The following is a 17,132-nucleotide window of genomic DNA, read 5'->3' as shown; positions in this document are numbered from 1 at the left end:
ATTCTGTGTCAATGTCCCTTTACAAAATATTTTTTAATTATAGATTACAATGACAGAAAATGAAGTCGAAGGAGAATGATATGGTTATAGTTGTTCTGGCTGAAAAAGAGAAACAGGCAGAAGCTTACGCTACAGCTTTGGGACAATTTAGAAAAAAGAAAGGTGTCTATGTCATTAGGCAGTCACCCTATTTTCCAGTTGAAGTACATGTGGTGGCTGCTGAAGGGCACCTATTTGAATATAGTGAACCAGACAATTGGTCGCTTGATAAATTACCTCTTACAAATGTTTCATTTAAGCAACATCTGAAAGAGGACAAGGATTCGAGAGAAAAATTTAAGAGAATCTATGATGAAGTGGTAGCAGCGGATCAAGTGATTATTGGGACGGATGCTGATAGAGAAGGAGAGCGGATTGCGTACTCTATTTTATCGCACATACCAGGGGGGAAGGAGAAAATTTGGAAACGTCTTTGGGCAAGCTCCATGACAAAGAAAGCTCTTCAAAAAGCTTTTCAGGAATTGAAGGAACCTTCAGAAACCTATAATTACTATTTGGAAGCTGAAGCACGTGCACAAAGTGATTGGTTGGTAGGAATGAACTTATCACCTCTTGCAACTCTTGATCTTCAAGCAAGAGGACAACTCCCTCGAACAAAAGGTAGCCATCTATCGGTTGGCCGAGTTCAAACACCAGCGGTCAGACTAGTTTGTGAAAATGATTTAGAAATCCGCAACTTTACCCCAGAAAAATATTGGAAGCTTCAGCTGGAGGATATTAAAAATGGGGTGTTCTTTACGACCAAAGATAAAACTAAAGATAGTGAAGCTATTTTAGCCTCTTCAAGGGGATTATCAACTACCTCTGTTGTTTCTTCAGTTGAGGTAGAAGAACATCAGAAATCAGCTCCACAACTATTTACCTTGTCTGAATTACAAAGTTTTGCAGCAAGCGCCTGGAAATTTGACTCAAGTAAAACGGAGAGCATTGTTGAGGGACTGTATTTGGAAGGTTTTCTCTCCTATCCACGACCAGACTCAGAATACATCAATCATTTTGAATTTGACGATTTAAAAGATAATCTATCTGCCTATCAAAAAGCTATTAATTGTCATTTTCAGCCAGCGTTTTTGGAGCCTAGAGAAGATTATGTCAATGATGAAAAAGTATCTGGTACAAGCCACTCAGCCTTGATTCCGACTGAAAGAATTCCAAACCTTTCAAATTTAAAAACTGACCAACGACTGATTTATGAAGCAGTTGTGAAGCAGGCAATCTTGATGTTTGCGGATGATTGTTATTATTCAACCAAAACAATTGAAGTAGAAAATAATGGTCTTGTTTTTAAAACAAAGGGTAGAACGCTTAATAAATTAGGATGGACTGAATGGAGTTCACGAAAGGTACGAGGTCCAGTTGAAGTTCCGGATTATCAAGTGGGAGATAAAATTGATACGCAAGTTCAGATTGTAGGGGGTGAAACGAAACCACCTAAAAGACTAACTGAAAGCCAATTGATTGGCCAAATATTTCCTAAATATGGCTTGGGAACACAAGCCACTAGAGGAGAAATCATTAAAAAAATTCAAAGTAAGGGTTATGTTGTTAAAGATAAAAAAACAGGTCAACTAACTCCCACCAATAAGGCCTATCTACTTATCAATTATCTCTATGACAATGAATTCTCTGATCCAGAGACAACAGGAGGCTGGGAAATGTTTCTATCTCAGATTGGAGAAGGGACAATCAATCCACGAGAATTTGTGGATGCGATAAAAGATAAGCTCACTCTTCAAATCAAGGGAGTAAAAGAAAGAGGTGATTAAGTGTGACTACTGAAGAAAAGAAAAAAACACCCTATTTAGATTGTTATACAGATAATTTGACAGAAAAAGTTTCAAAAAAAGCAGAAGATTATCAGGTGTACGGACGTGATAAAGAAGTAGAAGCTGTTCAGACCACTCTTCTCAGACGAACTAAGAATAATCCTATTTTGGTAGGAGAAGCTGGGGTTGGAAAAACAGCTATTGTTGAAGGATTTGCTTTAGCCATTTTAAGAAACCAGGTATCTCCAAAATTAAAAAACTTGACCGTGCGCTCTCTGGAACTATCTAGTTTAATGTCAGATGAGGATGGAGGGTTTATTGTTAAGTTTAAAAAAATTATTGAGGAGATGGTAGAAACCAAAGGAGAGAATCTTCTCTTTATTGATGAATTTCATACTATTGTTGGTGCTGGTGGTTCAGATAAGGGCGCTTTGGATGCTGGAAATATTATTAAGCCAGTTTTGTCACGTGGCGAGATGCAATTGATTGGCGCAACTACATTGGATGAATTTCATGAGTATGTCGAACAGGATCGAGCGCTAGAGCGAAGGATGCAACCAATTAGGGTTTCTGAACCAACAACTACTCAAGCGATTGAAATTCTTGAACAAGCTAAAACTATTTACGAAAACTTTCACCAGGTGTCTATTAGTTCTGATGCTGTAAAACAAGCTGTACTTTTATCTGTCCGCTACATACCTGATCAATTTTTACCTGATAAAGCCTTCGACTTAATAGATGAAGCAGCGACAATTTGTTCTACAAATGGATTAGGTCATGTCAGGAAGCAAGAAATTGCAGAGGTGCTGAAAAATAAAATAGGTATTCCTGTCACGACGATTTTGAAAGGTGACAAGGAAAGACTTGACGGTTTAAAAGAAAAGCTGTTACGACGTGTTAAAGGCCAAGATGAGGCTGTAGAGGCTGTTGTGGATGCTATAACTGTTGCACAAGCTGGTTTACAGGATCAAAGAAAGCCCCTATCCTCCTTTATGTTTCTAGGAACTTCTGGGGTTGGAAAAACGGAGCTTGCATTGGCATTAGCAGAGGGAATGTTTGATGATGAAGAGGCAATCATTCGCTTTGATATGTCTGAGTATAAACAAAAGGGAGATATCACAAAGCTGATTGGCGATCGTCAAACTAGAACAAAAGGACAATTGACTGAGAAGGTTAAACAAAAACCTTATAGCGTTATTCTGATAGATGAGGTGGAGAAAGCACATTCAGAAGTTGTAGATTTATTTTTGCAAGTGCTTGATGCAGGGCGCTTGACTGATTCAACTGGAAGGCAAGTGAGCTTTAAGAATACGATCGTCATTATTACTACGAATATTGGTGCTGAAAAAATTATCAAGCAGTATGAATTGAAAGGGAATTTTAAAAAATTAACAGATAGGGATAAAGTTCAGTTTGAAAAGAGCATGACGTTGGAGTTAGAAACTAGATTCAGACCAGAATTTCTCAATCGAATTGAATATAAAGTGATTTTCAACATGTTAGACGAGAAAGTGAATAAAGAAATTATTGTCAAACAACTATCAGAAATTAAAGAAAGAATGAAGAATCAGAAGTTGACTCTCTCTTATGAAGAAAGTTTGGTTACTTATTTATTGGATGTAGGAACCAATATAAAGGATGGTGCACGACCTCTGGAAAGAGTGATTAAGCATAAGCTCCTTCCTTTAATTTCTAAAGAGTTTCTGAACTTATCCGATCACAACCAAGAGTATCATTTTCATCTTTGGGTAGAAGGTGATGCGCCAGATGAGCATCACCGTGAAGATAAAAGAAAAATATTGTTCGACGTCGAAGCTGAAAAGAAGTCATTCGGTGAAGTATTATTTTCTTAAAACTAACAATAAAAAAATGATTGTCCCTTTAAAAAATTTTTTTCAATTATCTATTACACTAATATTGTCAAAATAACAAAGGAGGATTTCTATGAAAAATTATTTGACAAGACAACTTCAGCAAGTAAAAACAAAATCACAGATGTTTTTATTGAGCCTTTCCCTATTCCTAACAGGATCTACAGTCTATGCGGACGATCCATTTGCTAAGTCGGATAACTTGGCAAAACAAGGAATCACAAAAGTTCAGCTAGTCAGTGTTGCGCTATTTGGTCTAGCTGCCGTTGTCACTTCGCTCATTTATGCGTTTGGTGGACGGGAGTTAAAAGCCTCAATGAAAAAAAATTGGATTTCAATTGCAATTGCAATTATTGGTGTTTCTGCAGGTCCAAGTATCATTGAATGGATTTTTGATTTTGTGAAAAATTAAGGGGTGGTGATATATGGCTTTTGCGCTCTTTAATCAAGGTCGCTGTACGATTACAGATGACTTATTTCTAGAAATCACCTGGGAAGATGGAAGAGGTCCAGAGGATGATATTGAGTTGCTTGATATCATCGAGGGATTGGATCATCTTTCTGATTTTTCTCAGCCGATTGCAAAAAGTTTGCCCTACCTAACATTTCAACAAGCCGAGTTGTTATTTAGAGAGTTGAAACAGGTGTATGGTCGGTTTCAGCTGAAACAAGTAGCAATTGCCCATCTGGAAGGAAAAAGCGTGGTGACAGAAGGGGAGGTTTATGCTAGTCCATTCCTCATTACTGAAGACTATGAAAACCTCTTGCTTCCTCTCATTCAAGCGATACTTACTCGCTCTGAATTTGCGAATTATAGCTATCAAGAAAAAAGGGAGTATTTTGAGAACCAGATTTATCCTGTATATAAACAAAGTTTGGGATTATCCGATTCTTCTCTTCCGCTTTTTCCAGCTGAAGGTGAGACAGAGGCTGTTTCACAACCAAATCGCTTGCCGCCTGTTCCAAATGCAAGGGATCAAACAGATGTTGTGGCTCCCGTATCTCAAAAGCGGTCAACTTCTCTGAAGAAATTTTATCTATTTTTAGGTGTTTTGGGAGTGTTGTCAGTAATAAATATCATTTGCGTATTTTTTGCTTTCGCTCAACTGTCAAACCAGTCAGAAAAAGTAAATTTATTATATCAGGAACAAAAAAATACTCAACTAATCATTTCAACGAAAAATGAAGTTGATGTCTTTAGCCGTTATTTCTTACCTTCTTATTACTCGGGCAAAAAAGAAAACCTAGTAGCTTTTCTTTCTGAAGGTGATGCAAAATTTACCAAACCAAAAGAAGGTATTTTACAGTCCGTTATTTTAGAGAAATTGAATTATGATTCAGAAACTCAAAGATATACGGTTTCCTATATCCTGTCTGTCAAAAGAGGGGATAAATCATCTAGCGTTAGATTAACTTTTGATGTAAAAGCTTCTGATTCTTCAAAATATGGATTTGTTGTAGAAACAGAACCAAAGGAATCAAATTATCTTAAAAATTAGAAAAGGAAAAATTACAATGAACAAGAAACAAGTATTAGCTACACTAGCTCTTTCAACAATCGTACTTGCACAAGCTGGTTATGTATCAGCAGACGAAATTGCACCAATCGATTCTTCTGCTCCAGCGACAGAAGTTGTTACGCCGACAGCACCAAGCGCTTCAACAGAAACAGAGGCTCCAGCAAATCAGTTAACAGAGCCTTCAGTTACTCCAGTTGATCCGACAGCTCCTTCAGACAAGGATAACGCAGGAAGTCTTGACGGAGTGCCAGCTGATAAACCAGCACCTTCAGATAAGGCGCAAGACAAGGATAATGCAGGTAGTCTCGATGGTGTTCCAACACCATCAGATAAACCACAAGACAAAGACAACGCAGGAAGTCTTGACGGAGTGCCAGCTGATAAACCAGCGCCTTCAGATAAGGCGCAAGATAAGGATAACGCAGGTAGCCTAGATGGTGTTCCAGATGAACAGCCAAAAACTACTGATCAAGCGAATCAGCAAGGGAAGTCACAAATTGGAACCACTTCAAGCTCAACAGGTCAGGTGGTTCATGATGTGACAAAAGCACCTGTTCAAACCAGTACAGGTGATTCCATTGTCAGCACTAAAGATGGAAATCTTGTCCTTTCAGATGGCTCTGTAGTTGCTCCTGAAGCACTTGGAGGTGTTACGAATGAAGACAAGACCATCAGTGTTTCAACTGCAGATGGTAAAATGGTGACTTTACCAAACACAGGAACAGAAAAAAGTTTCCTAGCTGCAATCGGTGGAATGTTATTGACAGCAATTGGCTACTTCTACAAGAAGAAATTATTTTAATTAAGTGAAGGAGAAAGAAATATGACAGAAAAAACAAAAGGACACGGATATTTCCGTAAGAAAAAATGGGCTAAAGGTTTAGCATCAGGTATTGCAATCGCAGGTTTTGTAGCCTTCTCTGCAGGTTCAGCATTTGCGGATGAAGCAGTACAGCCTGAAAGCAAAAACGACAACAACGCATACGCTACACAAGCTGGTAAAACAACAGGAAGCCAGTCTGTAGCGATTGATAATGGAGCAGTCACAAAGGCTGCTGACAAGGCTAAAAAAGCTGGAGTAGTTGTATCTGAAACACCAAATGTTGACAAAGGTACAGACACTACTTCATCTAGTCTTGAACAATCTAAGTCTGAAATCAAAGATGATCAGGATAAGCAAGTTCAGGAACTTGAAGCCACAACTACAAAACAAGTTCAAAACAACGAAGCTTTCAAGGAAGCACAGGAAGCTATTCACGCTAACAATCAATTTGTAGCTGATGAAAAAGCCAAGCATGAAGGGGCAACAACTGTCACAGTGACGAATGACGGTTCGACTGCCACAGATGGTTCAGCAGACCAAAACAAGAAAGCTACTCAAACAGCTAAACAGGTCTTGTCAGATAACCAACAAGCAGTAACAAAATACCTGGGTGAAAAATCTAAGTATGATGCTACTGTCCAGCAGGCTACTTCTTTAAACAAAGCAGTAGACACTGCAACTGCTGAATTGAAAAAGAACGATGTTACTGTTAGTGTAGCAACACGTACAGTAACATCAGTTGCAGAAGTAGAAGCACTGAAGAAACTAAATGACCAAGCTATTGCAACTGCAAAAGGCAAAGTGGAGCTTAACAAAGCCATCATGGCTGCCTACACAGAGAAGAAGAAAGCTAGTGATCAAGTCAATCAAGATGCTGATCGCAAATCAGCTGATTTGAAAAATTCTGGCGTACTTTTAACTTCTAAAAAACAGGAAGTTTCTTCAGCTGATGAAGCGAAGCAAATTGGGAAACAAAACCAAGAAGCTTATGATAAAGCTAAGAAAGCACAAGCAGACTGGCAGAAGAAATACAATGAACTTCAATCTAAAACAAGTACGGAAGGGTTCACAAAAGAGGTTGTCTTACAGGCTCTCAGTCTTGCAACAGCTAATCCTGAAGCAACAGTGAAGTCATCTGCTTCAGGTTCAACAGTAGTAACGACAAGTTATATTTCTTCCTCAAGTGGTTCTTCAGGATATGGTCGTATTCTTGATTCTACCAAAGTTTTAAAATATAAGGATGTTGGTAACGGCTGGAAAACTGAAATTGACTATACAGGTTTAAAAGGTTTAACTGTTTCAACTGCAGATGGTTCAAAACATTCTATTTCTCGTATTCATCGAAAATTTGAAATCCTTAATCAAGGAAAGACAGGATTGAATGATGTATACGTCTTGAACGATCCAACAGAAGGCTTTGTTGTAGCTCGTAATGATGGTATTGGTGATACTTCTGATTACATGAAGTTTAGAGTAACTGATACTTATTATTACAATGTTGATGGTAAAGAAGTAGTGTTCACTGCTTCAGAAAAAACTCCAGCAAGTATAACTTATTCATCTCTTAACTATAACAAAATTGGTTGGGAAGGTGCTGGAGCAGTTAATGGTAAAAATGTTGAGATTAACGGTTCAACTGTAACATACCATAAAAACGATGGTTACAACTATGCTGATAACTACAATACAGAGGAAAATGTAGGAGTTACATGGGATACTTCTGACTCTCCTTATCAATATAAGGGAGCAGCACTCGGTGTCTTTACTGAAGGTACTAATTTCACTACTGATTTTGCTCAATGGGATGGCTCTGCAACACCAGCAGGACAGACATACTGGTTTGCTTTGAATACTAAGGTTGTAGCTCCAGTTGTTGAAGTTCCAGCTACTGCAATTATCACAAAAACAACTGTGAAACCTGTCAAAACTGAACCTGTATCAGCTGAATTGGTTGATACAAAGAATCCAGTCAAACCAACATTGACTCTTAAAACTCTATCTGAAACTAAAAATCAGAAGTTATCCGCAAGCTATCACGGTTATAAATTGCAGTATAAACCTACTGTCCGCAAGTCTGTATCTGATACAGATAAAACGAATACAGATGGGCAAACAGTAGCTAAAAATGCTACTCAGCTTTATACATTGCATCATGATAATATCTATGCTAACCTTAAAAAGGGAGACAAGATTACCATCATTGATCCACTCGAAGCTGGTGCTGTTCCTGATGTAGCTGTCACAAAGGCAGCTGCAGAGAAAGCAGGATGGGGCGTTGCCTATGATACAGGAAAGAACACTTATACCTTTACTGTAACCTACGAAGGGAAGCACTTAGAAGCTCCTGTGATTACCTGGAAACCAATCTATGACAAGGGCTTCTATGACAACACTTATAAAGTGTTAGTGAATAACTATGAAGTTTTCTCAAATACTGTTACGAACTACACTCCAAGACCTCCAAAACCAGTCAAATCTGTGTTAGATCATTCTGGCAAGGATATCAATGGAGCTAAAACATTTGACCGCAACGTGACCTTCCGTTTGACAACAGATTACAGTCCATACACCAAAACTCTTGCTTCAGCGCAGGCACTTGGTAAGAAGTTTGGAATCCTGGATGATGTTCAAGACAAAGCCTTCACAGTTGACCACAGTAAAATCAAGATGACTGCTGTAGGACAAGACGTAAAAAACCTATTTGATATGTATCATGTTCTTTCAGATGCTGGGCGTACGGATGCTATCAATAATATTTTGAAAGAATTGAACTTGGTACCTAAAGGTGAATTCTATCTTTGGGTTGCGAAAGACTCTGCGAGCTTCTACAACAATTACGTGAAGCAAAATAAAAATGTGACGATTGATCTTTCAGCGAAACTCTTAGTAAAAGAGGGAGAAATCGTGAAGAACGATTTTAAACAGATCGATTTTGGGAATAGCTATCAGTCGAATCTTGTAACAGTTGAAGTTCCAAATGTTAAGCCAGAAAAACATGTACTTGATAGAACTGGCAAGAAAGTCCTTGATGGCAAAGAAGTTCAGCTAGGTGATTTTGTTCAGTACCTTCTTGATGGAGTAACTGTTCCAGAAAAACATGATACATTGTACCAATATGACGGTTTGGATAAGCTTGATACTAAGCATGACAGATATACTGGTAATTGGAAGGGTATCATCAAGGGTACAGAATACACAGCAGAAAAAGAGCTAACGTTGCCATACGATGTTATCCTGAAGAATGGTAAAGTGATCAAGGCAGGAGATAAGATTGCCAAAGGTAGCTCTTATGCCTTTACCTTTGAGTTCAACCAAGATACCAATTCAGAGTTTATCAAGAAACTTGTGACTGTTAAGTGGGATGCCAAAGGTGGCCAATGGTCTTACGTTATCAATCAAGACTTCCTAAACTCTCTAGGGGTTAAAGGAACCTTTGATGCAGATTTCTACATCGAGGCGGAGCGTATTGAAACTGGTGATAAGATTGAGAATACTTTCATCAATATTGTCAATAAACAAGAAATGACTGCCAAGGTTATTACTCGTACACCAGAGCCACCTAAACCAAAACACCCAGAAAAACATGCACTTGATAGAACTGGCAAGAAAGTCCTTGATGGCAAAGAAGTCCAGCTAGGTGATTTTGTTCAGTACCTTCTTGATGGTGCAACTATTCCAGAAAGACACCATATGTTGTACCAATATGACGGTTTGGATAAGCTTGATACTAAGCATGACAGATATACTGGTAATTGGAAGGGTATCATCAAGGGTACAGAATACACAGCAGAAAAAGAGCTTGTGTTACCTTATGATGTGACATTGAAGAATGGTAAAGTGATTAAGGCAGGAGATAAGATTGCCAAAGGTAGCTCTTATGCCTTTACATTTGAGTTCAACCAAGGTACTAATTCAGAGTTTATCAAGAAACTTGTGACTGTTAAGTGGGATGCCAAAGGTGGTCAATGGTCTTACGTTATCAATCAAGATTTCCTAAACTCTCTGGGAGTTAAAGGTACTTTTGATGCAGACTTCTACATCGAAGTTGAGCGTATTGCGGCTGGAGAAGTTGAGAATACTTTTGTTAATATCGTAAATGGACAAGAAATGGTAGCGAAAGTAACAACTCATACTCCAGAACCACCAAAACCTGAAGAACCGGGCAAACCAAAACAATCACTACCAAACACTGGATCAGCAGCAAGCATGCTTCCAGTTGTGGGAATGATTTTGGGATTATTGAGTCTTGCAGGTCTTCGTAAGTCGAAAGAAAACTAATTTGATGAATTAAAATGGAAGAATGACCACAAGCTGGGGTATAACTCTCTTGTGGTCTTTATCGAAAGGAGAAAAAATGCAAGTATTTATCGCTTCTGGACGTGTTGCATTCATTCCAAATGATGCAGTGGGCCGAACTCCAAACGGTCACGTCAGTTTCAAATTTGAATTTGTTTGTGATTCGAGCATGACTGATGATACAAATAAACCAATCTCTAGTTTCTTCCATGTACAAGTTTATGGAAAACAAGCGGAATTGATGGCTCAGAGCCTATCTAAGGGCTCTCCAATTCTCTTAAAAGGAGAAATTATCCAACGACCATATAACGATGAACAAGATCAACGTCGGACGTATCAGTTTATTTCACCAAACCAACAAGGAGGAATCACTTTCCTTGAAAATAAGGAGGCATCTAACCGACGTAAGCAAGAACAACAGGGCTTTTCTCAGCCGACACCAAGTTCTAATCCTCCATCCTATCCTGAACCAATAGATGTGGATTCCCCGTTCTAAAGGGATTGAAAGCATACAAGGACACTTGTGTGCTTTTTTTGTGGTTTATTTATTGTATAAAAAGTTATATAACTTATGGTACAACAATATCTTTTGTCCCTTTAACAAAGAATTTGATATTATCCTTTAGAATAGAGAGGAATTAAGAGATAATAAGAAAGGAGTGCAACAATGGCAAGACAAAAATACAATTATCTGTCTGATGAATTGATTGCGGAATCTCTTCAGGTGACCAATTACTTAGAACAAAGTCGATCCAGTCGATTGAATATTCTTCAGTTGGATGGAGAGAAATGGTTGGAAGACTATTTTAACCGTTATGAGAAAGCCTCTCCAAGGCTACAGTTTCACATATTTCTCTTTTCGAGCTTTTATACTCGAAAAATAGAATGGTTTTTGGAAGGTGTAAGGGGGTAGTAGTTTGTTTGAGTTATTTGAAGTAGTATTTTATACCCTTATCCAACTGATTCGAGCTAGTTGGATCAATACCTTCTTTTTTCTAGGAGGCACAGGTTATTACCTATTTAAACTCTTCCAGCCGTATTTTTTAAGACATTATCAAAGGTTATTAGCAGGTAAGACTAGTTTAAGCCAGACAATAAAAAGAGGTTGGAAAAATCGTAAAGAAATTGATTGGAAACAAGTATGGTTCAAATCAATTAGAGGGTTGTTCAATTGGATGAAGTCATTCATACCTAAACTCTTGGCGCTTGTCTCTCTCATCCTTTGGAATATTTTCTTCAGGATGTTCTACACTCTCCCTTTTGTTAAACGAGAACGGAAACGATTTGATAAAGAAATGAAACCGATTCTTTATTTTAAAAGTTATCGCAGCTTCGTTTATATGGGATTAGGTTTTAGCTTTATTGCTTTTATCTTAACCAATTACCTAGTTACTATTTTGAGAGCCACAATTCGCTTTCTCTATTTTAGTGCCTGGTCCTTTAAAGATGCTAGTAAGGCCGTAAACTTTGACTTAAACAGCCTCTTATTTCAAAGTTTATTGAATGCTAAAGTCTTCTTGATAGCACCTATTTTAGCATTTCCAATCTTTTTATTGGGCTTAGTGATTGCCTGGAAATCTGCCTGGGTGAACTTCGAGCAGTTTCGAGACTATAACAACAATGAAGAAGGAGATGACCGTTTTGTGACGATTGATGAAATTCGTCGTCAATACAAAAAGATCCCCAATAAAGATTTAACTTATCCAGGTGAAGGTGGAGCTCCTGTACTTCATGAACTGACTCATGATTTAGCAGGACAAACACTGAGAACTCAAATGTTATGGCAAAATAGAAAAATGAGCCGATACGTGACAAATGCGGAGCGGATTTTAGGCATGTTAGCTTTTCCTTCTGGATATTATTACATTGAAGATAAGCCGACGAATCTGTTAGGAATTGGGATGACTCGTTCAGGTAAGGGTGAAGGTCATATTACTCCAGCAATTGAAATCAACAGTCGTGCTGAATTGCAGCCATCGATGGTACTAGCAGACCCGAAAGGGGAACATTATCAAGCCTCCTACAAACTCATGAGGCAACGTGACTATGATGTCAATGTTCTTTCTTTCCAAAATATGGATTGGTCTATGTCCTTCAATCCGCTAGCTCTAGCCATCGCTGCCGCAAAGAAGGGCTACTATGAGAAAACTCAAACCTATGTCAATGCAGTCGCAGAATCCATTTATCCGAAACAAAAAGGTGGAGAGAAGGGAAATGCTGAATACTTCCGTAAGTCTTCTATATCCCTGTTTAATGCTCTTACAATGGCTTTGATGGATCGAGCTAATGAAACTGTTCAAAATGGTGAAGACGATGCCTGGGATACCATTACGATCCCTAACGTTGCGAAATTCTTGGCGACAATGGGGTCTGAAGAAGTCTTTGTAGATGGTGCTGGAGAAATCGTCGAGAATCCAAGCAGAGAACAACAAGTATCGAAAAAGTCAAAAATCACAGTCTATTTTGATAATTTGAGACAAGTCAATCAACAACAATTCTCGAAATTTAGACAAATGGCTGATATCGAATTTCGTGCTTCGGACTTTGGTGGTGACGAAACTAAAGGGAATGTCTACTCTAGCATGATGACAGGAATCAACCTGTTCTTGCAAGACAACGTGGCCAAACTGACTTCTAAAAACTCTATTGATTTAGAGTCTGTTGGCTTCCCACGTCGATTGTCTGTCAAGTTGAGATCAAGCACCAATAGTCAACTTAAAAATGAGTTCAAGCACAAAACTGCTAAAGTAACCATTACAGGCTTGAAGAAGTGGGGTAAAGTCGAAAAGCAAGTCGATTATATAAAGCAAGCGACGGCTTTAGTTGACGGGGAAGGCTATCTTACTTATGCCATTGAGCCTAAACTTCCAGATCAGTTTACGGTAACGATTGATTTCAATCATAAGAACAATGGGCATTCCCCTGTTCGAGATCAAATCTTTCAATTTTCAGCTGAAAAAGTCTATCGAAGAAACGGAGATAGTCTAGAACTAGATGAGTATACCAAGAAGCCGATTTTAGATCATATCGATATAACCGTCCTTAAGAATAAAGAAGATACCCAAAATCTTCTTCAGGAGTCGGATATTGAACTGGTCTATTCAGATAAACCGAAAGTCATTTACCTGGTAACACCGCCAAACCGAACAGAGTATAATGGGATTGTTTCGTTATTCTTAGATCAGCTATTCAATGCTAACTATGAGCTTGCTCTCTCAAGTGGTCGTAAATGTATTAATCGGATTCTCCATATCTTAGATGAGTTTACAAATATCCCTGCGATTCCTCACATGGATACAAAAATATCTATTGGATTGGGACAAAACATTCTCTATTACCTATGGATTCAAAATCTGGAGCAATTGGATGATAAATACGGCCAAAATGTTGCTCGAACCATTATGGACAACTGTTCATTGAAGGTTTATGTTAAAACAACATCTTCAGATACCAATAAGAAATTTAGTGCTGACCTAGGTACACGTACCATCACCAGAAGACGGCGCTCCAGCAATATCCTAGACGAAGCCAATCCAAATGTAGCTGTCGAGAATCCAAAACAAGAGTTGTTGACACCAACGCAATTGGCCAAGCTCCAGGAAGGAGAAGCGGTTATCTTACGTGGAGTCAAGGGAAGGGATAATGTTGGACGTAAGGTCACAACGGATCCAATCTTCGCACATGATAAGACGAGCTTCCCTTACAAGTACATGTTTTTACAAGAGGAGTTTGATACATCGATGACTCTTGCGGATATTCCAGTCGAAAGTGCGCACCGTGAGCTAGAACTTCAGGAGATCGCAGTTGATGCAGGTATAGCCTTCAACAACATCATAGACTGGAGGCAACGTTTGACCATGCCTCTCCTCAGCAACAATGGAGAAACTCCTAAACTATCAGGTCGTCATAGTAAAGGACAAAAGGTACAATCCCAATCATTTACTTCCACAGATGAACTATTTCAGGCAACTGTAGCTAATGTCATTCAAGGCGACTATGATTATTATGATGATGGAGACGACTTCTTTGCGGATGAAGTTATCTAAAAAGATATACAATAAGTTATATAAACACTTGCAAGAAAAAAAGCTGTTTGCTATAATAAAATAAACAATGGTTAGGAGATAAATGATGAAAGCAAAGTACTTTTTAAGAATTGTTTTAGTAGGTTTAGCCTTGATTATACTTGGAGCTTGTGGTCAAAAATCACCTGATTCTATTGCTAAAAATGTGCTAAAAGATAGCTATACAGGCTTTTCACAAGAAGATGGTTATGAGAGTCTTGATTTTAAAGGTGGAGTAGGAACTACCTTAAAATTTGACAAAGAAAAGCGAACTATTTCAAATAACGACGGTGAAAGTATTAACTACAGTGTGCTTTCAGAAGAACAAGTAAAGTCGATTCCAGCCTCTTTCAGGGGAACTATTGTTAGTTTAGAAAGTCAACTGAAAGGAAAAGACACTTTTACAATCGCTGTTGATTATAGGGATATAGGTAAGCCTGAAGAAGCAGAGGCTTATTATCAAGTCGTCTTGACCGAGGGTGGTAAAAAAATCCGAATCATTGAGCTACGTCGTGGCTATAAAGAAGACAATGCTTTCTATGATTTTAATGGAACAGCAGATTAACTTACAGAAAAGTCTCAATTACTTGAGGCTTTTTTATTGTCAGAATTTCATTGTCCCTTTAAAAACGATTTTGTTATTATCGAATATGATAGGGGTATCTTAAAAAGAAAGAAGGTACCTTTAGTGCACTATCAAACCTTTTCAGATTTGATGAATGAGGTCAAGGATCTCAATGGTGAAATCACAGGCGAGAATGCAAAAAAACTGGCGGAATTCTATTCCTACTGGGGAAACTATTTAGAACCGACTCCTGCATTTATGGCATTTCTAGCCTATTTGCCAGGAGGGATTGCCAAGGCTCTTTATCAAATCACTTCCAGCCTAGAACATGTTTTTAATAATATGTTCAAGCTCTTTGGGCTTTTCGGATATTTGGGGGATCAGAAGACAGTCATTGGTCAATTTTTCTACTGGTTTCAGATATTAGGAACGTCCTTGTTTACTCTGATTTTGGTTGTGTCGATCGTCGTAGGAGTCTTTACTAAGCCAGTAAAGTATAAGGGGGTGATTATTAATTTCCTTTTGGTAACTGCAGTAACCTCGGTTTTGCCTTTAGCTTTGACCACCATCGCAACAGCAGTGGCACAGGATGCCATGTCTATCCAGACAGTCTCCAGTGAAGCGCCATCTGGTAGTCAACCAACTTCCTCCTTGGCTCTTCAACCTATGAAAAATAATGTGGTAGACCTAAAAGTCTTAATATACAAAGATTTTTCTACAGAGTTGTTTCCAATGGATGATTATGGCTATATCAAGCCTGTTCAGGAGGGTTCTACCCCTGTCAATAATATCACGGATAATTCTGACCAACGTGATACGGCAGATTTTGCGACCAAGATTGATTTTGGAGCAAACTATGGTACGACAAATCCAAAAATGTTAGATGATATACAGAAAAACGACAAAGTAGCAGGAATTAAAGGATTGTTCCTACATAAGTTAAATTCCAATAATACTGGAGTTGAAAGTATTACAGAACACCGAGTCATTAATCAATTGAGTGCTTTTGAATCCGTTTATATGCGCTATAAAGTCAACTGGATAGGGATGTTCCTCCAGTATATTATCCTTGTTGTTCTATTGGTCAGCATGATCATTAAGCTCGTCAAATCAGTTTTTGATATTCTGATTGAAGCAATGATTTCTCCGATTCTTGGTTATAGCTCCCTATCAAACTCAAAGAAATACAAAGAGTTGTTAAGAACGATTGGTGGTGCCTTCGCAGGAATTTTCTTTGAAGTTATCATTATGCGTGTAACACTTGAGATTTTCAGAGATTTGCCAATCCTATCTGTTTCAGCAGTATCTAAGCTTTCTGGCGGATTCTTTGATGGGCTGAACATGTGGGAACAGTGTCTCGCAGCTGCCTTTGTCTATGTGGGGGTATTCTTTGCAGCCATGCAAGGAGTGGCCATGATCGAGCGCTGGCTTGGAGTTTCAACGGGTCATAGTGAAACAGCTCAACAACTGCTCGGAGCTATGATGATGGGCAATGCCTTTGCGGCTGGAGCAGGAGGTGTCTTTAATGGGGGTATGGCGCTTGGTCAATTTGGTATGGATATGGCTAAAAAAGCTCCAGATGCCCTGTCTAAAGGAAGTCAGATTCTGGGGAATAGCCTTGCAAGAACTGGAGGTGGTATTCAAGGTGCTTTGAACTCTGTAAAAGACCAGGGCTTGATGAATGCGGCCAAAGGTGGTGTAAGTAATATGGTTGATTTAGCAGAATGGAAAGCATTTGAAGCCATGCAAAATACGAAAGGTGCAGTTGGCAATGCTTTAAATAACTTGGATGATAAAGCCGCCTCTGCTCAAAATGCGACCTATAACGCTTTGAAAAACGATGCGGTTCCTGGAATTGATCAATTTGGACCAGTTGACATTCCTGAGCCACCAATCGATCCAGGAACAACGGATGCACCTATTGTTGATTCAACTCCTTCAGCTGAAGGAATGGAGTCCCCAATTCAAGATCAAAATCCACCTGCAGAGGCACCAGTTTCAGAATCGACACAACCACCAGCACAGCCTGATTCTTCTCAACAAAAATTTCAACAGAGTATGAATCAAATGAATTACATGAACCAACAAATGCAACAAGCAGGACAGCGTATGCAGGGAGGACGTCATATCACAGGTGCTGAGAGTGAGGACGAAGAAGAATAGGCGG

General features: G+C 38.7%; 11 protein-coding genes. All 11 read left to right on the top strand.

Annotation, left to right across the window (positions count from 1 at the left end; all coding sequences use genetic code 11):
- Positions 1–80: 80 nt before the first annotated feature.
- Positions 81–1,826, top strand: coding sequence for a type IA DNA topoisomerase (locus ACESOD_RS00910; RefSeq protein WP_373093466.1), 1,746 nt, complete (start codon positions 81–83; stop codon positions 1,824–1,826).
- Between the two features lie 2 nt (positions 1,827–1,828).
- The gene (locus tag ACESOD_RS00905; RefSeq protein ID WP_373093464.1) at positions 1,829–3,679 is read left to right on the top strand and encodes an AAA family ATPase; all 1,851 of its coding nucleotides are present in this window, start codon (positions 1,829–1,831) and stop codon (positions 3,677–3,679) included.
- Positions 3,680–3,770: 91 nt separating this feature from the next.
- Positions 3,771–4,109 (top strand): hypothetical protein, encoded by a 339-nt coding sequence (locus tag ACESOD_RS00900; protein ID WP_009730735.1) that lies wholly within the window; start codon positions 3,771–3,773, stop codon positions 4,107–4,109.
- 13 nt (positions 4,110–4,122) lie between these two features.
- Complete coding sequence (locus ACESOD_RS00895; RefSeq protein ID WP_373093462.1) at positions 4,123–5,196, top strand: hypothetical protein; 1,074 nt, start codon at positions 4,123–4,125, stop codon at positions 5,194–5,196.
- Between the two features lie 16 nt (positions 5,197–5,212).
- Positions 5,213–6,019: an LPXTG cell wall anchor domain-containing protein gene (locus ACESOD_RS00890; RefSeq protein WP_049504542.1), complete on the top strand. Its 807-nt coding sequence runs from the start codon at positions 5,213–5,215 to the stop codon at positions 6,017–6,019.
- A gap of 21 nt (positions 6,020–6,040) precedes the next feature.
- Positions 6,041–10,318 (top strand): SspB-related isopeptide-forming adhesin, encoded by a 4,278-nt coding sequence (locus ACESOD_RS00885; RefSeq protein ID WP_373093460.1) that lies wholly within the window; start codon positions 6,041–6,043, stop codon positions 10,316–10,318.
- Between the two features lie 76 nt (positions 10,319–10,394).
- Complete coding sequence (locus ACESOD_RS00880) at positions 10,395–10,832, top strand: single-stranded DNA-binding protein (protein WP_373093459.1); 438 nt, start codon at positions 10,395–10,397, stop codon at positions 10,830–10,832.
- Positions 10,833–11,003: 171 nt separating this feature from the next.
- Positions 11,004–11,249, top strand: coding sequence for a hypothetical protein (locus tag ACESOD_RS00875; protein WP_373093457.1), 246 nt, complete (start codon positions 11,004–11,006; stop codon positions 11,247–11,249).
- A 4-nt stretch (positions 11,250–11,253) separates the two neighbouring features.
- A complete protein-coding gene (locus tag ACESOD_RS00870; protein WP_373093455.1) occupies positions 11,254–14,382 on the top strand; it encodes a VirD4-like conjugal transfer protein, CD1115 family in 3,129 nt (1,042 codons plus the stop codon).
- 82 nt (positions 14,383–14,464) lie between these two features.
- Positions 14,465–14,965 carry an LptM family lipoprotein gene (locus tag ACESOD_RS00865; protein ID WP_134805412.1) on the top strand — a complete coding sequence of 167 codons (501 nt, stop codon included), beginning with the start codon at positions 14,465–14,467 and terminating at the stop codon, positions 14,963–14,965.
- A 123-nt stretch (positions 14,966–15,088) separates the two neighbouring features.
- Entirely contained in the window at positions 15,089–17,128 is a 2,040-nt protein-coding gene (locus ACESOD_RS00860) for a pLS20_p028 family conjugation system transmembrane protein (RefSeq protein WP_373093453.1), read from the top strand.
- Positions 17,129–17,132 lie beyond the last annotated feature (4 nt).

The sequence above is a fragment of the Streptococcus oralis genome, assembly GCF_964238205.1.
GTDB lineage: Bacteria > Bacillota > Bacilli > Lactobacillales > Streptococcaceae > Streptococcus > Streptococcus oralis_CZ.
The sequence above is the reverse complement of the archived record's forward strand: the minus strand, read 5'-3'. Positions and strand labels throughout refer to the sequence as shown.